The sequence below is a fragment of the Streptococcus mitis genome (assembly GCF_965111725.1).
GTDB classification, from domain to species: Bacteria; Bacillota; Bacilli; order Lactobacillales; family Streptococcaceae; genus Streptococcus; species Streptococcus mitis_DV.
On record NZ_OZ217341.1, the window covers coordinates 1669887 to 1687676 of the forward strand.

Genomic DNA, 17790 nt, shown 5'->3' on the forward strand with positions numbered 1-17790 from the left:
TTCTGCTTACCTTTTCATAATTTTTATAAATAATATAAGAGTGGCCAAGCATTATAAAACATGTGAACTAGAGTCGAAACCCATAGGTTTTGGCTCTTTTTATAAGCAAAGCCCAGTAACAAGCCCCCAAGTAGATAAAAAATAAACGAAGGGACATTAGAAGGTCCATGCATGTAGGATTGACTAACTTCTCATGATTCGTTGTTACCATGCTTTCAACTCTCATCAGAACCTCACATCAATAGATAAGTCGTACATCTTTTCTCGTACACTCTCGTGATTTAAATATATGGATTAGGTATACCTATTTGTGCTTCAGAGTGTAAAGCCACTTTATCCTCTAAACGTGTCTTACTATAACATTCCTGTTCTTCAAGCCACGATTTCGCTATGCCTTCTTCTTCCCGCTACCTCACGATAGTCAGGCTTGAGAATCGCTATTGGGTTCACCGGTAGCAGGTGCCCACCGAGGACTTACACCTCAGATATACGACATGCCCGTCGTACCTCAAAAAAGAAAGGACGAATTTCGTCCTTTCTCGATCTTAGATTTTCTTCAACTCACTACAGTTGACAATGAGCCAAAGGATAGCTAATAACCTATTGAAGTGTCAAACGTTGCTAACTCCATTGATCTTCAAATTTAAATAGGCACATTATCGGAGTTATCAGTAAGAAAAAATCTAACCAGTTCAAATAATTCATAATATAGGATATAATACCAGCCATAACGAAAAGGTACAAAGCTGTACGATATCCTCTCTTTTGGTTTTTATCAGCCTTGGTGTTAAAAATAATGTACACACAACAAATTGCAATGAGTATAAGCTGAATCATAGTTTCATTTAACATATTAACACTCGTTCCTTTTTAAAACTATTTTGGTGGTCTCAATCCATAAGCTACAAAGCCACCTACTATAGCGCCTCCTGCTGCGCAAATAAAGTAAGCTTGGGGGCCTCCAGCAATACAAGATTGTCCTGCCTGAAATGCACCCGACAAGGCTCCTACAAGTACATCTCCTCCCAATCCACCTCCAGAAATATTACTTAATTCTTGATTATCTACTATTTTGTAATTAAACATAATTTCTATTCCCTTCTATGGCCAAAGATTATCAGCAATTGCAGTAATAGAACCACCAATTTTAGCTCCAGCCCAAGCACAGCCAGCAGTCATAGCCCATGTGGAACCACCAGTAAGGAGTCCTCCTACCCCACACATAGCAACTCCGATACCTGCTCCATAGATAGCTCCTTTTCCTACTGTTCCCCAATCAGTTCCTCCCTCAATGCTAGCCAGCATTTCAGTATCCAAAACATCAAATTGAGTCGTTGTTTTTGTTTCCATGAGGAATACCTCCTTTTTTATTTTTAATTTTAATTTTAATTTTTGTCTTGTTGCAACTTTGACAAGTTTAGTATATCATCGTTTATTAATTTTTTTCATCCAAATCTTGAATTGTCATCGAAACGTCTTGAATTGTTAAAAAATTTAAAAAGCAAGCATTAAAAACATACTTGCCCTTTCACTCTTGTCTATAGGCAAATTCTAGCCATATGTTATTACAAACAAATAGTACCATTTCACCTGTTTACCATCTATTTTTATTTATGAATTTTTTGTTTCACTTTAATCATTATAGAAGTCATAAAAAACGCGACAGCTAGCCAAATCAGTTGGTAACTTTCTTCCTCGCCTGTTTTCGGTAATAATTTTTCATTCGAAGTAATAGATTCGCTTACATAATCAGCATCCTTAACATCAGTTGAAGGAGTTTTATTTTCTTGAGCAGCATCAAAAATAGGTTTGAGAGTTTCCAATTGATTCTTATTGTCTAACATTGCTAAATTGTCAGATTGAGTAGTTTTAGCTTCAGAAGTTGAGTTTGTACTCTCCACTTTCCCACTATTTTCACTATTAGAATTGGGATTAGCATTAGATATTTTCATTTCGGTTCTTTTTTCATCACTCATACCTTTGCTGTCACTTACAACTTTATCACTAATATTCATGCTGTCACTTCTAGTATTCTCATCACGGACACTTTCAGTTACTGTTTCCTCAGAAGATTTCACTGTCTCCGTTTGCTTAGGTGAGTTTCTCAAGTACATATAATCATACACCTGTTGTGCAGTTGCTCCGCCACCAACCCATCCAGATATCGGATGTCCATTTTTTAAATACAAAATTGTTGGTGTTCCTGGAATACCGACTTTTTTAAATAGAAACTCTCTCGCTTCCCCGTCAAAATCTTTACCGTCCAAATCATAATACTCTAACTTCTTTTCAATCAAGTTATTAAATTCTTTCAATTCAGGAGAAAATTGACGACAATGAGAGCAAGTTTTTCTACCAAAATAAATAGTATGTTCCAATTGATCCTCTGTAAAAGATTGACGAACGGCTTCAATATCTATCTTTTTAAAGTCCGTAACATTCTTCTCATATTCTTCTGGAGTTACAACAGAAGGTTTATGCTCCACCTTTTCCTTAGCCGATGGCAAATCTGGTGCCACAAGAGAACTATCATTCGCCTGGATAGATGAAGTAGTAGGATGTTCTTCTGCATATACAACACCCGTAGTAATAGATGCAAATACAAGTGGTACAAGTAATAGCGATTTTATCTTTTGATTCTTCATAAGAATACTCCTTTACATTTGTTATCTTTAACTTACCTTATTTAAGATTACAAATTCATATAAATCTTAAATGGTCATCGAAACATCTTGAATTGCAAAAACTTCATTATAAAAGGGTAAGTATTGCGAAAACACTTACCCTTTTCTTTTATACTTCATTAAGCTCTACTTTTTATAATACTTCAAGCCCCAAATAAGCAGAAGCATGATGATTAAGCAGAGAACAGCGCCAATATAAGCGATTATTTGTTGGTAGGATTCTCCTGCTGTGATACCTCTATACAAACAAATAATAGACATAAAGCCTGTCAAGCCGATGAACATAAGTTGATTGGTTCTAGGACTAACCAAATCATCATCTTCAAACTCTCTTACTCTCATTTCCCTAGTGAGATAAACAGTAGCCAAAATAGAAGCCAAGTTAATAACTACTAAAAGAAATTGGAAAACTACGGAAAAATTTAAAAACTGACGAGATAGAAATAGATAAGTAGAAACAACCAAAGGTATCTGTCCGAACAACAACCTCACTAAGAAAACATTGTGTTTTGTTGCAAATAGTTTTTTCATTACTATCTCCTTTCCTATGCTAACAGGTAAGTGCACCACCAATCCCACCTAGCACAGCACCAATTGCTCCTGTTCCTATAGCATATGGTCCCAATAGAAATGTCGAACCATAAGTTGTTGCATACCCATCAAGTGCGCCATACGCAATCCCTGCTCCACAAGCAATTGTTCTTCCCCAATCAATATCTCCACCTTCAACGCAAGCAAGCATTTCATTATCCATAACAGAAAATTGTGACATCATTTTTGTATCCATGACAAATACTCCTTTTTTATTTTTAATTTTTGTCCTGTTGCAACCTTGACAGTTTAAGTATAGCACTGTTTTTAAAATTTTCTTATCTAAATCTTGAATTGTCATCGAAACGCCTTGAATTAGCTTTTTATTTCAAATCACCTCTAAATTTTTTAAAAAAGACAGTTTCTAATCACTTTTTTACCATTCAGGAAATTTCAATGACTATTCAAGATTTTATAAAATATGAACTTATTTTTATGGCATAATATACCTATCTACTATATGAAAGGAATTGCCAATGACTTCTTATAAACGTACATTTGTTCCTCAAATAGATGCTAGAGACTGCGGTGTTGCTGCCTTAGCCTCGATTGCTAAATTCTATGGTTCAGATTTTTCTCTAGCTCACTTGAGAGAACTTGCAAAGACCAATAAAGAAGGAACGACTGCTCTTGGCATTGTAAAAGCCGCTGATGAAATGGGCTTTGAAACAAGACCTGTTCAAGCAGATAAAACGCTATTTGACATGAGTGATGTCCCCTATCCATTTATCGTTCACGTTAACAAAGAAGGAAAACTCCAACATTACTATGTTGTCTATCAAACAAAGAAAGACTATCTGGTTATTGGTGATCCTGACCCTTCTGTAAAAATCACCAAAATGTCAAAAGAACGCTTTTTCTCTGAATGGACTGGAGTAGCTATTTTTCTAGCTCCCAAACCCAGCTATCAACCCCATAAAGATAAAAAGAATGGTCTACTAAACTTCCTTCCTCTGATTTTCAAACAAAAATCTCTCATTGCTTACATTGTTCTCTCAAGCTTATTGGTCACGATTATCAATATCGGTGGTTCTTATTATCTCCAAGGAATCTTGGATGAATACATCCCAAATCAGATGAAATCAACTTTAGGAATCATCTCAGTTGGTCTGGTTATTACCTATATCCTCCAACAAGTCATGGGCTTCTCCAGAGATTATCTCCTAACTGTTCTGAGTCAGAGATTAAGTATTGATGTGATTTTATCCTATATTCGCCATATTTTTGAACTTCCTATGTCTTTCTTTGCGACACGTCGTACAGGAGAAATCATTTCACGGTTCACAGATGCTAACTCTATTATAGATGCCTTGGCTTCTACCATTCTTTCTCTTTTTCTGGATGTTTCCATTCTGATTCTTGTAGGGGGCGTCTTACTAGCACAAAACCCTAATCTCTTCCTTCTTTCTCTTATTTCTATTCCTATATACATGTTCATCATCTTTTCTTTTATGAAGCCTTTCGAAAAAATGAACCATGATGTCATGCAAAGTAATTCTATGGTTAGCTCTGCCATTATCGAAGATATCAACGGGATTGAAACTATAAAGTCGCTCACGAGTGAAGAAAATCGCTATCAAAATATAGACAGCGAATTTGTAGATTATTTGGAAAAATCCTTTAAGCTCAGTAAATATTCTATTTTACAAACGAGTTTAAAGCAGGGAACAAAATTAGTTCTGAATATCCTTATCCTATGGTTTGGCGCTCAATTAGTCATGTCGAGTAAAATTTCTATCGGTCAGCTGATTACCTTTAACACACTTCTTTCTTACTTTACAACTCCTATGGAAAATATTATCAACCTCCAAACCAAACTCCAATCTGCGAAGGTCGCTAATAACCGCTTGAACGAGGTCTATCTAGTCGAATCTGAATTTAAAGTTCAAGAAAACCCTGTTCATTCACATTTTTTGATGGGCGATATTGAATTTGATGACCTTTCTTATAAGTATGGTTTTGGACGAGATACCTTAACAGATATTAATCTCACGATTAAACAAGGAGATAAGGTTAGTCTAGTTGGAGTCAGTGGTTCTGGTAAAACAACTTTAGCCAAAATGATTGTCAATTTCTTTGAACCCTACAAAGGACATATTTCCATCAATCATCAGGATATTAAAAACATTGATAAAAAAGTCTTGCGCCGTCATATTAATTACCTACCTCAACAAGCCTATATCTTTAATGGCTCTATTTTGGAAAACTTAACTTTGGGAGGTAATCATATGATTAGCCAAGAAGATATTCTAAGAGCTTGTGAATTAGCTGAAATCCGTCAAGACATTGAAAGAATGCCTATGGGCTATCAAACTCAGCTCTCTGATGGAGCTGGTCTATCAGGAGGACAAAAGCAACGAATAGCCCTCGCTCGTGCTCTTTTAACTAAATCTCCTGTTTTAATACTAGATGAAGCTACTAGCGGTCTTGATGTCTTGACTGAGAAAAAAGTTATAGATAATCTTATGTCCCTCACTGATAAAACCATTCTCTTTGTAGCCCATCGTCTCAGTATAGCCGAACGAACCAACCGTGTCATTGTTCTTGACCAGGGGAAAATCATTGAAGTTGGTAGTCATCAAGAGTTAATGCAGGCGCAAGGCTTCTACCATCATCTATTCAATAAATAAGGAGAATGTCATGAATCCTAATCTTTTTAGAAGCGTCGAGTTTTATCAGAGACGTTACCATAACTATGCGACAGTATTAATCATACCTCTTTCATTACTGTTTACTTTCATCTTGATTTTCTCCCTCGTTGCCACAAAAGAAATTACTGTCACTTCCCAAGGAGAAATCACCCCTACAAGTGTCATTGCATCCATTCAGTCAACCAGTGATAATCCTATCCTTGCTAATCATTTAGTGGCAAATCAAGTAGTTGAAAAAGGTGACTTACTTATCAAATACTCTGAAACAATGGAAGAAAGTCAGAAAACTGCCTTAGAAATTCAATTACAAAGACTTGAGAAGCAAAAAGAAGGACTTGGAATTTTGAAACAAAGCTTAGAAACAGCGACTGATCTTTTTTCTGGCGAGGATGAGTTTGGCTACCATAATACCTTTAGGAATTTTACTAAACAATCCCATGATATTGAACTGGGTATCACAAAGACTAACACTGAGGTTTCAAATCAAGCCAATCTTGCCAATAGCAGTTCATCAGCCATCGAACAAGAAATCACAAAAGTTCAACAACAAATTGGAGAATACCAGGAGCTGAGAGATGCTATCATAAATAAAAGGGCTCGCTTACCAACTGGCAATCCACACCAGTCAATTTTGAATCGTTATCTTGTAGCCTCACAAGGACAAACACAAGGAACTGCAGAGGAGCCATTTTTATCTCAAATTAATCAAAGCGTTGCAGGTCTTGAATCATCTATCGCAAGCCTCAAAATTCAACAAGCTGGTATCGGAAGTGTAGCAACTTATGACAATAGTTTAGCAACCAAAATTGAAGTACTCCGTACTCAATTTTTACAAACAGCCTCACAGCAACAACTAACCGTGGAGAATCAATTAACAGAATTAAAAGTACAACTAGATCAAGCAACGCAGCGCTTAGAAAACAATACCTTAACCACCCCAAGTAAAGGTATCATTCACTTAAACAGTGAATTTGAAGGTAAAAATAGAATTCCAACTGGTACAGAAATTGCTCAAATATTCCCTGTCATCACAGATACAAGAGAAGTACTAATCACTTACTACGTATCTTCTGACTATCTACCTCTACTAGATAAAGGACAAACTGTAAGATTAAAACTGGAGAAGATTGGAAATCACGGCATTACCATCATCGGTCAACTTCAAACAATTGATCAAACTCCTACCAGAACAGAGCAAGGTAATCTCTTTAAATTAACCGCTCTTGCCAAACTATCTAACGAAGACAGTAAGGTCATCCAATACGGCTTACAAGGTCGCGTCACTAGTGTAACTGCAAAGAAAACATATTTTGATTATTTCAAAGATAAAATTTTAACCCATTCTGATTAATTTTCAGATAACACTCTATAACTATTTATTATCTTATCAAAAAGGAGAATCATAACATGGATAAGAAACAAAACCTAACTTCATTTCAAGAACTAACAACTACCGAACTCAACCAAATTACAGGTGGAGGATGGTGGGAAGAGCTCTTACATGAAACAATTTTAAGTAAATTTAAAATCACAAAAGCACTTGAACTACCTGTTCAGCTATAAAAATAAGACCGAGTAACAAGAACTCTCGGTCTTATTTTTTATCATTCTGTATGTATTATAGTAAACACCTGACGAAAGACTTGATTTTGGCAGGTAGTATTTAGATTGGTATTGGGATGACTTTCCACAATTTTCATAACGGTATAGAGACCAACTCCTCTCTGCTCCCCTTTAGAACTTGCTCCAAAAGAAAAAATCTCCGAAATATCGATGCTCTCTTCTTTGATGGAGTTTTCAATGATAAAGGTCTCCTGTTCTCCATTTTTTAAAAAGGCAATTGAAACATGAGGTTGACTGGCCTCTACACTAGCTTCAATAGCATTGTCACAAAGGATAGACACAATGGTTAGAAAATCAAGTAGGCTCATCCCCTCGACCTGAATCTCCTCAGGAACTTCGACATTAAAGACAATGTTCTTATCTCTGGCTTTTAGAAATTTCCCTGCTAGAAGACTTTTGAGGGCACGGTCCCGAATATTCACCAATCGGCCCAGGTCATATTTATTGTCCTGCAATTTCTGACTGGAATCCTTTAAGACGGAGTCGTAGACCTCTTTTATCTGCTCCATATCCTCCTCTTCAATACCCAGACGTAAACTGGTCAAAAGGTTGGTGTAGTCATGGCGAAAACTCCGTACTTCCTTGTAAAGTTCCTCTATATGCCGACTATAGCGTTCCATATCTCTGTAGCGCAAGGCCTGCTCTCGGTTTAGTTTTCCCTGAAGTTTTTCCTTCAAATAGGTATCTAATTTCTTGATAACCCCCATAAAAAAGAGGAGGTAAAACACTAGGATGAGATGGCGAACAGTCTTTGATTGAATACCTTGTTCATATTCAAGGTAAGATAGACTTTGCATCACTAGATAATAAGACCCCATTACCCAGTTAATCTTAGTAAGAGACTTTTGAAAATCTTTATCTAGAATCTCCCTTCTCAATCTAGTGAAATCATAGTCTAACCATTTCAAAAAGACTAAAACTATGAAGCAAACGAATATCATAATCAATAAAAAGATAGGATTGCCATCCCCATCTACAATTCCTTGCCCCAAAAATGGAAGCACAAAATAGGAAACACCTCTGTAAAAGAGCTCTACTAATATCATTGGGAAGAGACCATAAAAAATAAGGATTTTTTTAGGAAGCCCTCTTAACAATAAGAAAGATAGACCTATACCGAACAAAGGTTCTATAAAATAGGACAAATATTTACTTACAGCCAAAAATTGAAAAGTCGTAAAAATGATCCCTAGAAGAAATTTCAGAAGAAAAGCTTTGAAAATCCTCTCAAAAGTGAGACCAATTCCATCTACCTTAAAGAAAATGACAATTTCTAGTCCATTAATAACAAGTGAATACAACAATATCCAAGCAATGTTCATAAACTCTCCTAGCTCAGTGTAATTTATTGATGGCCTCAGACACTTCCCTGACCTTATAACGGGCGATTAGACAACTTCCACCATTGGGAAAGAAAAGCAGTTTTTCTTTCTTATCCAAATGTATCACATTGGCTGGATTGATGAGAAAAGAGCGATGACACTGCAGGAGACGAGGCTCCTGCTTGAGAATCTCCTCTAAACTCGCTGTAAATTCCAGTCTGTCTGTCTTGGTATAGAGAATAACACGATGGGCTCTGGGCGATGTTTCAAGATAATAAACCTCTTTAAAAGGATACTGGAATTGGGCAAATTTTGATTTAAAGTAAAAGCAATCTTCCGCCAGACTTTTACTGTCTTGACCATTGGCATAGAGGAGGGCTGTCTCGATCCGAGATTCAAACTCCTCTGCTGACAAGGCCTTATCAATGTAGTCCAAAGCAGACACTTGGTAGCGAAAAGACAGGGGCATAAACTCTGAGTGAGTCGTCACAAAGACGATGAGGGCATAAGGATCCCGATCCCGAATCTTTCTAGCCACTTCCAGACCCTTCATCTCCTCATTTCTAATCTCAATGTCCAAAAAGAATAGCTGATGGGCCCCCTTCTCATGCACCTCTGCCAGCAGTTGGTCTGGTTTGCCAAAGACCTCAAAAGAGCTGGGAGTGATATGATGGTCCTTCAAGAGTTTCTCAATCGTCGTTTCAATTCTAGCTTGTTGGGAAAAATCATCTTCTAAAACAAATATTCTCATCTTCTTACTCTCCTTCTTTCAACCATTTTTGACGAATTTCTCTATAGCGACGTCTGGCATACTTGACAGCGTATTGACCTTCTTCTCCAAGAAAAAGGATTCTTTCTTGAAAATCAATCGATTTTACTTTATCAAGATTGACCAAACAATTTCGATGACATCTCATCAAGGTTTCCCCATATTGGTTCTCAAGATCACTTAAATTTTGAACCATATTAAAACTAGCTTCTTCTGTAACAATCTGTACGGTATGGGCTTTAGTTGGATGTGCTTGGATATAGTAGATATCGTCGACGTTTACTTTATAGACTGTTTTCTGTGTCTGAATAATCATATGTTTCATTAGATTCTCCTCCTAAGAAAAGAATAACAGAAAAAGCTTAGCACAAGCACACCCAATCCTAAACAGTCTTTAAAAACTCCTAAAAGGACTATTTTTCTACAACATCATGATGAGCTTACAACTATTTTATCATAAAATCTTAACCGTACCATTCAGGAAATTTCAAGGACAATTAAAGATTTGATGGTGAAAAAGGAGATAAAAGTGATAGACTATGATTATAGAAAGACTATGTTTGCAACAACTTTAAAAATCATCAAAAAAGGAGGGGTGCATATGATTTATTCACATCCACCATGATTAACACCCTATAAATATACTCTATTGCAATTGACGTAAATATAACAAGGAGAAAATTATGGCCAAGTCAAATAAAACAAAACAATTAACATCAATCGAACTTTCTCATATAAATGGCGGTAGTATTCCATATGGATGGTATTCTCCGTTTCATATGATTAGCGATAATGTACTATGTAGAAATGGATATTCATATAATAAAGCTAATCTTGATAATGGTAAATGTATCATTGATTGGGGCAACATAGTTGGCAATGTTGCTAATAATATAGGTGCCTCACTAGGAGATTTACACAATCCCTTACCTTAAAACATAAATTATATAGGAGGTCACGTAAATGACAGACCCAATTAAAACTGCTCAGGCACTGATTACTGACTTAAACAAAGCCTATCAAGCATGCAAACAGGCAACCGCTGACGACGTCCGCTTTCAGGAGCAATTAAACTCTATTCTTGGTTTTCTAGCCAAGGCTGAAACAGTGGATAATCGAGTCTTGATTGAATTGGAAAAATTTTACCAGACTTCCAGTCTTCTCATGGGACTCAGCGCTCTCAATCCAGATGCTCCAACTCGCGCCGCTTGGCGGGCCTATGACCGCTTCCACTTTGACCAAGTCAAGACCAAGTTAAGTCTCTACGGACCAACCATTATCTTGTAGAAAATAAAAGAAGCTGAGACAAACTGAACTCAACTTCTTTTTTAGTGTCATATAGGCAAGATTAATCCAGCATCTGACGTTTTACTTGATAAGGTAAGTACAAGACTAGTAAAACCAAACCTGCACCCAGCAAGGCTAGAAGGGCTAGTTTTTCTTGGAAGGTAATCAACCCAACAACTAATTCCACAAGTAAAACAAAACTAGTCAATCCTCGAACTACAGCCTGTAAACCTTTTTCCTTTTGCCCCTTGTCCAGTGGAAAGAGTTGGGTCAAATACTGGTAGTCAAAGGCGTGATAGAGGGCCAGCAACTGGAAGAGCAAGAGGTAGTTAAAGAGAACCACCACTGCTGTCGCAATCCAAGCTTGCTCGATAAAAACCTGCGCCAGTACGGAAAGCAAGAGCAGGCGAAGGCTGAGAGCAAAGAGGGCTCCATTTCGCAAATAAGAACGCAGATAAAGATTTTGCCAAATCTTCCCAGGCACCTTCTGAACAACCTTTAGGATAAAGTCCAGATAAGCACGACGCTTGACGCTGTTTGAAATTCCCTTTACCTGCGTAAAGAGGGCAAAGAAACGAAGCAAGACTTGCTTGCGCTTGCTTTCTTGAGAAATAACATAGTCCCAGTCCAGTCCAGTTTCAGTGAAAAATTTGCTGGCCTTTTGACGAAAGAGGAAATATTTACCTACCCCCACTAAAAGTACATAGACCAGAAAAACAGGCAAGCCATAACCCATGGCTAAAAATAAGGGCGCAAATAAAAGCAAGAAAAGGGTCTGGACAAAGAGCCAAAAGACTAGGGAAATGCCAGTTTGACGCTTGAGATGGAGTTTGATTTCCTCTTCTCCGACTAAGAGAAAGAGCTTGTCTGGAGCCTCCATATAGGTGGCAATTCCTCCCCAAAGCAACAGTAAAACAGAGGTAATTCCTACAAACAAAAGGATAGGCCAATGGTTTTCAGGAAAATGCTGTAAAAGTTGACTGTACTGGTAGGCTAGAAAGCCCAGCAGAACAAGCAGAAACAAGACAAAGTGGTCATTGAGAACATAGCGCAGATAACCAAGACACTCCTTACGAAAAGCCTGCTTTCTCTTTAAAAACAAGTCTTTCATAGCTCCTCCTCTTTGGTCAGAGCCAAGTAAATATCATTCAAACTAGCCTCAGGCATGTTAAAGGCTTCGCGCAGTTGCAGGAGATTTCCCTTAGCACGCACTTCCCCTTTGTGAAGAATGACAAAGGCATCACACATCTTTTCCGCTGAATCCAGCACGTGGGTACTCATGAGAATGGACTTGCCCTTTTGCTTTTCCACTTCCAAAAGCTGAATCAAGTCTGCAATAGCCAGCGGATCGAGACCAAGGAAAGGCTCATCCACGATAAAGAGACTCGGATCCACCACAAAAGCACAGATAATCATGACTTTCTGCTTCATCCCTTTTGAAAAATGAACTGGAAACCAGTCTAATTTCTGGTCCAGACGGAACATTTTTAACAAAGGTTCTACTCGATCAAAAGCCACTTTCTGCTCAATACCATAAGCCATAGCAACCGTTTCGATATGCTCTCTGAGAGTCAATTCCTCATACAAGCTAGGTGTCTCAGGAATGTAGCCAATTTGCTTGCGGTAGCTAGTCGCGTCTTCTTGCAGGGTCAGACCATTGATATTGATGGAGCCACTATAAGGTGTCAACAAACCGATAATCTCATTGATTGTCGTAGATTTCCCAGCACCATTGAGACCAATCAAACCAACCAACTGCCCACTTTCAACGGTAAAGGATACATCTTTCAAGACAGGAACATGGACATAGCCACCTGTCAGGTTTTTAATTTCTAACATATTTTCTCCAAATCTGGTATAATGTAGCTATATTATATCAAAATTCAATACAGTAGAGGTAGATTTTATGTCAGATTGCATTTTTTGTAAAATCATCGCAGGGGAAATTCCTGCTTCAAAAGTATACGAAGATGAGCAGGTTCTTGCCTTTCTTGATATCTCTCAAGTGACACCAGGACACACCTTGGTCGTGCCAAAGGAACACTATCGCAATCTTTTGGAAATGGACGCTACTAGCGCCAGCCAACTCTTTGCCCAAGTACCAAAAGTAGCTCAAAAAGTCATGAAAGCTACTAAGGCTGCTGGTATGAATATCATTGCCAACTGTGAAGAAGTCGCTGGTCAAACAGTTTTTCACACCCATGTTCACCTTGTACCTCGCTACAGTGACGATGATGACCTCAAGATTGATTTTATCGCCCACGAACCAGACTTTGACAAACTCGCTCAAGTCGCTGAAACCATCAAAAATGCCTAAGGAGTTGCCATGAAATTATCCAATCTACTGCTATTTGCAGGAGCTGCAGCCGGAAGTTATCTGGTTACAAAAAATCGCCAAACCATCACAGATGAAGTCTTGAATACCACTGACCGCGTTCAAGCTATCAAAGACGATGTGGATATTATCCAAAACAGCCTGCAAATCATTGACCAGCAAAAAGAACTTATCAAGGAATACCAAGAAGACCTGACTTACAAGTTTAAGGTCTTGGAAAAAGATATCCAAACTAGACTAGCTGTGATTAAAGAAACACAGGAAACTGAAGATAAGTAAAAAGAGCCCGACGGCTCTTTTTTAAAAGGTAAACAAGTTATATCCCATCAACTATACATCATAATTTAGAAAACTCATTCACCATTTCACAACTAATACTCTTCGAAAATCAAATTCAAACCGTGTCAACGTCGCCTTGCCGTACTCAAGTACAGCCTGCGGCTAGTTTCCTAGTTTGCTCTTTGATTTTCATTGAGTATAAATCGAATACTTCCCCAGACTGTCCACCGTAATGAAAACACCTGAAACAGCTTGGTTTCAGGTGTTCGGAAACTTTGATACCTAGACTCAAAGTTTAGGTATGGAACTTCGAAGAAGGTCGCTACCGTCCGTCATTACTTAAGGAAAGTCTTAAAAAATCTATAAATAAAAAGAGCCCAACGGCTCTCTTTACTTTTATTCTCCTTCAAAGGCATCTTTAATATGGTCAAAGAAGCCTTTTTTCTTTGGATTGACTTTTAAATCACCAGCAGCTGCGAATTCTTTAAGAGCAGCTTTTTGGCGTTCGTTCAAACCTGTCGGTGTTACGACATTAACGGTAACATATTGGTCACCAACTGCACCACCACGAAGGCTCGGAGCTCCCTTGCCACGTAGACGGAATTTCTTACCAGTCTGAGTTCCCTCTGGGATAACCAATTCAACATCGCCGTGAACAGTCGGGATATCTACTGTGTCACCAAGAGCTGCTTGGACAAAGTTGAGGTTGAGATTGTAGAAGATAGTGGTTCCTTCACGTTCAAATTTGTCGCTGGCTTCCACAGAAACCACTACATACAAGTCACCATAAGGTCCACCGTTAAATCCAGCTTCACCTTGACCAGCTAGGCGAATTTGTTGACCGGTTTCCACACCAGCAGGGATTTTCACATGTACACTATGAGCTTGTTTTTCATGACCTGTTCCATGACAGGTTGTACATGGATCTTTGATTTCTTTTCCGCGCCCATGACAGACATCACAGGTTACTTGGCGACGCATCATACCAAGCGGAGTCTGCGTATCGACGTTAATGACACCAGCGCCATGACAGCGTCCACAAGTGACTGGACTTGTTCCTGGCTTAGCACCAGAACCGTTACATGTACTACAGCTAGCTTCACGGTTATATTTGACTTCTTTTTCAGCTCCAAAAATAGCTTCTTCAAAGGTCAAGTTCACACGATACTGGAGATCATCCCCTTGACGAGGAGCATTTGGATTGCGTGAAGCACCGCCTCCGCCGAAGAAACTTGAGAAGATGTCCTCAAAGCCACCGAAACCACCTGCCCCATTGAAACCGCCAGCTCCACCACCGAAGCCTCCAAAGCCACCATTGGCACCAGCCGCACCATATTGGTCATAGGCAGCCCGTTTTTGGTCGTCACTCAAAGTCTCATAGGCTTCCTGAACTTCCTTGTATTTTTCCTCAGCACCAGGCTCCTTATTGATATCTGGGTGATATTTTTTCGAAAGCTTACGATAAGCCTTTTTGATCTCGTCTGCCGAAGCGTTTTTTGACACCCCCAGACGATCATAAAATTCAGTATTGTTCATACAAGATACCAAGACCGTAAAATTCGACTGAAAAATAGGAAATCTGACGATGGAGCGATGCTCCTAGGCAGATTTATCTTTTTTCCGAGAATTTAGGTCGGGTTCATTTCCTTTCTTTTATATTTAGTAAGAAATTTGGGAACCCGTGTTCAGTTACGAACACCCTTGTTCCTTTCTGTTAGTATTGCGAAACGAATCAAAATATTAGTGTCGTTCCTTTTTACCGAAAAACAGAGGCTGGGTTGCAACCTCTGGATTTCTTTAAGCTATTAATCAACTTCATAATTTTCTAAAAACACTATAGCTCTTTTCAAAGAAATATTAGCTCTCCTCTTCATAAGAGTCTTGTTATATCTATTTAGATTAAAGATAGCTGAAAAAATAACAAAAGTTGATAAAATCATTTGAATTAGAGAGATAAGAAATGAGTTAGAACTAATATCTTTATCAAAATTATTAAGAATAAGCGCTGTCACATACGTTACAATTGCTGGTAGAAAAATACCAAAAATCAAATTACTAATAATACTTATATCATTTTCCTTATTCGCATGCTCTGCTAAAATATTTACTTTGTATTCTAATAGTTCTTCTTTTTGACCAGATTGGAATTTATTTTTTATCTGACTCTGTAACTCAGTATAGCTTTCACGTGCCAAAGCAGTGAATTTTTCGTACTGTTCCTTAGAATCAACTACTTCAAAAAGATTAATATTACTACTCATTACTTTTCCGTAAACTCTCCGTCTACGACGTCATCGCCTGCGTTTCCTGTTGCTTGTGCGCCTTCTGCTCCTGCTTGAGCTTGTTGGGCTGCTGCAGCTTGTTCGTAGAGTTTAACAGCAAGTCCTTGAGCTTTTTCGTTCAATGCTTCAAGTTTTGCTTTCATATCGTCCAAGTTGTTGTCTTCTTGAGCTTTCTTAAGGTCATCAAGGGCAGCTTGGGCAGCATCACGTTCTGCGTCGAAGCCTTTGCCTTCAGTTTCCTTGATTGTCTTTTCAGTCGCAAAGATCGCTTGGTCAACTTCGTTACGAAGGTCAACTTCTTCTTTACGTTTCTTATCTGCTTCAGCATTAGCTTCTGCATCTTTCATCATGCGGTCAATTTCTTCATCAGTCAAACCTGAGTTAGATTGGATAACAATTGTTTGTTCTTTTTGAGTTCCAAGGTCTTTGGCCTTAACAGACACGATACCGTTCTTGTCGATGTCAAATGTTACTTCGATTTGAGGAATTCCACGAGGTGCAGCTGGAATGTCTGTCAATTGGAAGCGTCCAAGAGTCTTGTTATCTGCTGCCATTGGGCGTTCACCTTGAAGAACGTGGATATCAACGGCTGGTTGGTTGTCTGCCGCAGTTGAGAAGACTTGTGATTTAGATGTTGGGATTGTTGTATTGCGGTCGATGAGTTTTGTGAAGACTCCACCCATTGTTTCGATACCAAGTGACAATGGTGTTACGTCAAGAAGGACAACGTCTTTAACATCACCAGTAATCACACCACCTTGAATCGCAGCACCCATAGCAACTACTTCGTCAGGGTTTACTGATTTGTTTGGTTCTTTACCAGTTTCAGCCTTAACAGCTTCGACAACGGCTGGGATACGAGTTGAACCACCAACAAGGATCACTTCGTCGATTTCTGACAAGCTCAAACCTGCATCTGAAAGGGCTTGACGAACTGGAACTTTTGTACGTTCAACAAGGTCACGAGTCAAATCGTCAAATTTCGCACGAGTCAAAGTCATTTCCAAGTGAAGAGGTCCAGCTTCACCTGCAGTGATAAATGGCAAGCTGATTTGAGTTGAAGTCACACCAGAAAGGTCTTTCTTCGCTTTTTCAGCAGCATCTTTCAAACGTTGCATTGCCATCTTGTCAGTAGACAAGTCAATACCGTTTTCTTTCTTGAATTCTGCTACCAAGTGGTCGATGATTTTTTGGTCGAAGTCGTCACCACCAAGTTTGTTGTCCCCTGCAGTTGACAATACATCAAAGACACCGTCACCCAATTCAAGGATAGATACGTCGAATGTACCACCACCAAGGTCGAATACCAAGATTTTTTCTTCTTTATCAGTCTTGTCCAAACCGTAAGCAAGGGCTGCTGCAGTTGGTTCGTTGACAATACGTTCTACTTCAAGACCAGCGATTTTACCAGCGTCTTTTGTTGCTTGACGTTGAGCATCGTTGAAGTAAGCTGGAACTGTGATAACTGCTTTCGTTACTTTTTCACCAAGGTAGTCTTCAGCGTAGCCTTTCAAGTATTGAAGAATCATAGCTGAGATTTCTTGTGGAGTGTATTCTTTTCCGTTTGCAGAAACTTTTTCAGAAGTTCCCATCTTAGATTTGATAGAGATAACTGTATCTGGGTTTGTGACTGCTTGACGTTTCGCAGCGTCACCAACGATGATTTCGCCGTTTTTGAATGATACTACAGATGGAGTTGTACGGTTTCCTTCTGGGTTTGCGATGATTTTGCTTTCAGTTCCTTCAAGAACTGCAACTGCTGAGTTTGTTGTACCTAAGTCAATACCGATAATTTTAGACATGTGTTTTTCTCCTTAAATTTTATATTCTATTTTTCTTTTAGATACTCTTCTTAAGTGGCGACGCCGTCAGAGCTTGACTTCGTCAATCTCTTTGACTAAACTTTGAGCCTAAGGTCTCAAAGTTTGCGCAGATAGCGCCACGGCGAAGAGTATCGTCTTTGGTTC

General features: G+C 38.6%; 20 protein-coding genes and 1 pseudogene. 7 read left to right on the plus strand and 14 right to left on the minus strand.

Going from position 1 to position 17790, the window contains the following annotated elements; genetic code table 11:
- Nucleotides 1-23: 23 nt before the first annotated feature.
- The 6 genes and pseudogenes from ACLV7Q_RS08060 to ACLV7Q_RS08085 form a co-directional block, all read right to left on the minus strand.
- Nucleotides 24-179, minus strand: a pseudogene (locus ACLV7Q_RS08060) (type II CAAX prenyl endopeptidase Rce1 family protein); the annotation flags it as partial.
- Between the two features lie 697 nt (nucleotides 180-876).
- The gene (locus ACLV7Q_RS08065) at nucleotides 877-1086 is read right to left on the minus strand and encodes a Blp family class II bacteriocin (RefSeq protein ID WP_033684778.1); all 210 of its coding nucleotides are present in this window, start codon (nucleotides 1084-1086) and stop codon (nucleotides 877-879) included.
- Nucleotides 1087-1101: 15 nt separating this feature from the next.
- Nucleotides 1102-1350: a Blp family class II bacteriocin gene (locus ACLV7Q_RS08070; protein WP_218757006.1), complete on the minus strand. Its 249-nt coding sequence runs from the start codon at nucleotides 1348-1350 to the stop codon at nucleotides 1102-1104.
- A 257-nt stretch (nucleotides 1351-1607) separates the two neighbouring features.
- Complete coding sequence (locus ACLV7Q_RS08075) at nucleotides 1608-2645, minus strand: thioredoxin domain-containing protein (protein ID WP_218757007.1); 1038 nt, start codon at nucleotides 2643-2645, stop codon at nucleotides 1608-1610.
- A 165-nt stretch (nucleotides 2646-2810) separates the two neighbouring features.
- Nucleotides 2811-3215: an immunity protein gene (locus ACLV7Q_RS08080; RefSeq protein WP_218757008.1), complete on the minus strand. Its 405-nt coding sequence runs from the start codon at nucleotides 3213-3215 to the stop codon at nucleotides 2811-2813.
- Nucleotides 3216-3234: 19 nt separating this feature from the next.
- Entirely contained in the window at nucleotides 3235-3471 is a 237-nt protein-coding gene (locus tag ACLV7Q_RS08085) for a Blp family class II bacteriocin (protein WP_033684811.1), read from the minus strand.
- 280 nt (nucleotides 3472-3751) lie between these two features.
- On the opposite strand from ACLV7Q_RS08085, the gene blpA reads away from it, so the two are divergent.
- The 3 genes from blpA to blpC are packed head-to-tail and all read left to right on the plus strand — an operon-like array spanning nucleotide 3752 to nucleotide 7489.
- Complete coding sequence (gene blpA / locus ACLV7Q_RS08090) at nucleotides 3752-5905, plus strand: peptide cleavage/export ABC transporter BlpA (protein WP_411866005.1); 2154 nt, start codon at nucleotides 3752-3754, stop codon at nucleotides 5903-5905.
- Nucleotides 5906-5915: 10 nt separating this feature from the next.
- Nucleotides 5916-7277 carry a bacteriocin secretion accessory protein gene (locus ACLV7Q_RS08095; protein ID WP_411866006.1) on the plus strand — a complete coding sequence of 454 codons (1362 nt, stop codon included), beginning with the start codon at nucleotides 5916-5918 and terminating at the stop codon, nucleotides 7275-7277.
- A gap of 56 nt (nucleotides 7278-7333) precedes the next feature.
- Entirely contained in the window at nucleotides 7334-7489 is a 156-nt protein-coding gene (gene blpC, locus ACLV7Q_RS08100; RefSeq protein ID WP_218757135.1) for a quorum-sensing system pheromone BlpC, read from the plus strand.
- A 41-nt stretch (nucleotides 7490-7530) separates the two neighbouring features.
- Here blpC and ACLV7Q_RS08105 read toward each other — a convergent pair whose 3' ends face one another.
- From ACLV7Q_RS08105 to ACLV7Q_RS08115, 3 genes are read right to left on the minus strand one after another with little or no spacing between them, the layout of a single operon-like run.
- Nucleotides 7531-8871: a sensor histidine kinase gene (locus tag ACLV7Q_RS08105; RefSeq protein ID WP_218757136.1), complete on the minus strand. Its 1341-nt coding sequence runs from the start codon at nucleotides 8869-8871 to the stop codon at nucleotides 7531-7533.
- A 13-nt stretch (nucleotides 8872-8884) separates the two neighbouring features.
- Complete coding sequence (locus ACLV7Q_RS08110; RefSeq protein ID WP_218757137.1) at nucleotides 8885-9622, minus strand: response regulator transcription factor; 738 nt, start codon at nucleotides 9620-9622, stop codon at nucleotides 8885-8887.
- A 4-nt stretch (nucleotides 9623-9626) separates the two neighbouring features.
- Nucleotides 9627-9965, minus strand: coding sequence for a LytTR family DNA-binding domain-containing protein (locus ACLV7Q_RS08115; protein WP_218757138.1), 339 nt, complete (start codon nucleotides 9963-9965; stop codon nucleotides 9627-9629).
- Between the two features lie 358 nt (nucleotides 9966-10323).
- On the opposite strand from ACLV7Q_RS08115, the gene ACLV7Q_RS08120 reads away from it, so the two are divergent.
- Together ACLV7Q_RS08120 and ACLV7Q_RS08125 are read left to right on the plus strand one after the other, a co-directional pair.
- Nucleotides 10324-10575: a hypothetical protein gene (locus ACLV7Q_RS08120; RefSeq protein ID WP_001130045.1), complete on the plus strand. Its 252-nt coding sequence runs from the start codon at nucleotides 10324-10326 to the stop codon at nucleotides 10573-10575.
- A 28-nt stretch (nucleotides 10576-10603) separates the two neighbouring features.
- Complete coding sequence (locus ACLV7Q_RS08125) at nucleotides 10604-10927, plus strand: helicase BlpT (protein WP_218757139.1); 324 nt, start codon at nucleotides 10604-10606, stop codon at nucleotides 10925-10927.
- Nucleotides 10928-10988: 61 nt separating this feature from the next.
- Here ACLV7Q_RS08125 and ACLV7Q_RS08130 read toward each other — a convergent pair whose 3' ends face one another.
- Nucleotides 10989-12038, minus strand: coding sequence for an ABC transporter permease (locus tag ACLV7Q_RS08130; RefSeq protein WP_218757140.1), 1050 nt, complete (start codon nucleotides 12036-12038; stop codon nucleotides 10989-10991).
- Nucleotides 12035-12766, minus strand: a complete 732-nt coding sequence (locus tag ACLV7Q_RS08135; protein WP_023940790.1) for an ABC transporter ATP-binding protein — start codon at nucleotides 12764-12766, stop codon at nucleotides 12035-12037. Before ACLV7Q_RS08135 ends, ACLV7Q_RS08130 begins: the two co-directional genes overlap by 4 nt.
- Nucleotides 12767-12833: 67 nt before the next feature.
- Between ACLV7Q_RS08135 and ACLV7Q_RS08140 the strand changes: the two genes are divergently transcribed.
- The gene (locus tag ACLV7Q_RS08140) at nucleotides 12834-13244 is read left to right on the plus strand and encodes an HIT family protein (protein ID WP_218757141.1); all 411 of its coding nucleotides are present in this window, start codon (nucleotides 12834-12836) and stop codon (nucleotides 13242-13244) included.
- Between the two features lie 9 nt (nucleotides 13245-13253).
- Nucleotides 13254-13541 carry a hypothetical protein gene (locus ACLV7Q_RS08145; RefSeq protein ID WP_049487998.1) on the plus strand — a complete coding sequence of 96 codons (288 nt, stop codon included), beginning with the start codon at nucleotides 13254-13256 and terminating at the stop codon, nucleotides 13539-13541.
- A gap of 396 nt (nucleotides 13542-13937) precedes the next feature.
- Here ACLV7Q_RS08145 and dnaJ read toward each other — a convergent pair whose 3' ends face one another.
- The 3 genes from dnaJ to dnaK form a co-directional block, all read right to left on the minus strand.
- Nucleotides 13938-15077 carry a molecular chaperone DnaJ gene (gene dnaJ / locus ACLV7Q_RS08150; protein ID WP_112444466.1) on the minus strand — a complete coding sequence of 380 codons (1140 nt, stop codon included), beginning with the start codon at nucleotides 15075-15077 and terminating at the stop codon, nucleotides 13938-13940.
- 269 nt (nucleotides 15078-15346) lie between these two features.
- Nucleotides 15347-15802, minus strand: a complete 456-nt coding sequence (locus tag ACLV7Q_RS08155) for a hypothetical protein (RefSeq protein WP_050242236.1) — start codon at nucleotides 15800-15802, stop codon at nucleotides 15347-15349.
- The gene (dnaK, locus tag ACLV7Q_RS08160; RefSeq protein WP_000034661.1) at nucleotides 15802-17625 is read right to left on the minus strand and encodes a molecular chaperone DnaK; all 1824 of its coding nucleotides are present in this window, start codon (nucleotides 17623-17625) and stop codon (nucleotides 15802-15804) included. Before dnaK ends, ACLV7Q_RS08155 begins: the two co-directional genes overlap by 1 nt.
- Nucleotides 17626-17790: the final 165 nt, after the last annotated feature.

What these genes read in the sequence shown, in the direction of transcription:
- ACLV7Q_RS08065 (WP_033684778.1), bottom strand. Translation starts at nt 1,086, where the DNA reads ATGTTTAATTACAAAATAGTAGATAATCAAGAATTAAGTAATATTTCT.
- ACLV7Q_RS08070 (WP_218757006.1), bottom strand. Translation starts at nt 1,350, where the DNA reads ATGGAAACAAAAACAACGACTCAATTTGATGTTTTGGATACTGAAATG.
- ACLV7Q_RS08075 (WP_218757007.1), bottom strand. Translation starts at nt 2,645, where the DNA reads ATGAAGAATCAAAAGATAAAATCGCTATTACTTGTACCACTTGTATTT.
- ACLV7Q_RS08080 (WP_218757008.1), bottom strand. Translation starts at nt 3,215, where the DNA reads ATGAAAAAACTATTTGCAACAAAACACAATGTTTTCTTAGTGAGGTTG.
- ACLV7Q_RS08085 (WP_033684811.1), bottom strand. Translation starts at nt 3,471, where the DNA reads ATGGATACAAAAATGATGTCACAATTTTCTGTTATGGATAATGAAATG.
- blpA (WP_411866005.1), top strand. Translation starts at nt 3,752, where the DNA reads ATGACTTCTTATAAACGTACATTTGTTCCTCAAATAGATGCTAGAGAC.
- ACLV7Q_RS08095 (WP_411866006.1), top strand. Translation starts at nt 5,916, where the DNA reads ATGAATCCTAATCTTTTTAGAAGCGTCGAGTTTTATCAGAGACGTTAC.
- blpC (WP_218757135.1), top strand. Translation starts at nt 7,334, where the DNA reads ATGGATAAGAAACAAAACCTAACTTCATTTCAAGAACTAACAACTACC.
- ACLV7Q_RS08105 (WP_218757136.1), bottom strand. Translation starts at nt 8,871, where the DNA reads ATGAACATTGCTTGGATATTGTTGTATTCACTTGTTATTAATGGACTA.
- ACLV7Q_RS08110 (WP_218757137.1), bottom strand. Translation starts at nt 9,622, where the DNA reads ATGAGAATATTTGTTTTAGAAGATGATTTTTCCCAACAAGCTAGAATT.
- ACLV7Q_RS08115 (WP_218757138.1), bottom strand. Translation starts at nt 9,965, where the DNA reads ATGAAACATATGATTATTCAGACACAGAAAACAGTCTATAAAGTAAAC.
- ACLV7Q_RS08120 (WP_001130045.1), top strand. Translation starts at nt 10,324, where the DNA reads ATGGCCAAGTCAAATAAAACAAAACAATTAACATCAATCGAACTTTCT.
- ACLV7Q_RS08125 (WP_218757139.1), top strand. Translation starts at nt 10,604, where the DNA reads ATGACAGACCCAATTAAAACTGCTCAGGCACTGATTACTGACTTAAAC.
- ACLV7Q_RS08130 (WP_218757140.1), bottom strand. Translation starts at nt 12,038, where the DNA reads ATGAAAGACTTGTTTTTAAAGAGAAAGCAGGCTTTTCGTAAGGAGTGT.
- ACLV7Q_RS08135 (WP_023940790.1), bottom strand. Translation starts at nt 12,766, where the DNA reads ATGTTAGAAATTAAAAACCTGACAGGTGGCTATGTCCATGTTCCTGTC.
- ACLV7Q_RS08140 (WP_218757141.1), top strand. Translation starts at nt 12,834, where the DNA reads ATGTCAGATTGCATTTTTTGTAAAATCATCGCAGGGGAAATTCCTGCT.
- ACLV7Q_RS08145 (WP_049487998.1), top strand. Translation starts at nt 13,254, where the DNA reads ATGAAATTATCCAATCTACTGCTATTTGCAGGAGCTGCAGCCGGAAGT.
- dnaJ (WP_112444466.1), bottom strand. Translation starts at nt 15,077, where the DNA reads ATGAACAATACTGAATTTTATGATCGTCTGGGGGTGTCAAAAAACGCT.
- ACLV7Q_RS08155 (WP_050242236.1), bottom strand. Translation starts at nt 15,802, where the DNA reads ATGAGTAGTAATATTAATCTTTTTGAAGTAGTTGATTCTAAGGAACAG.
- dnaK (WP_000034661.1), bottom strand. Translation starts at nt 17,625, where the DNA reads ATGTCTAAAATTATCGGTATTGACTTAGGTACAACAAACTCAGCAGTT.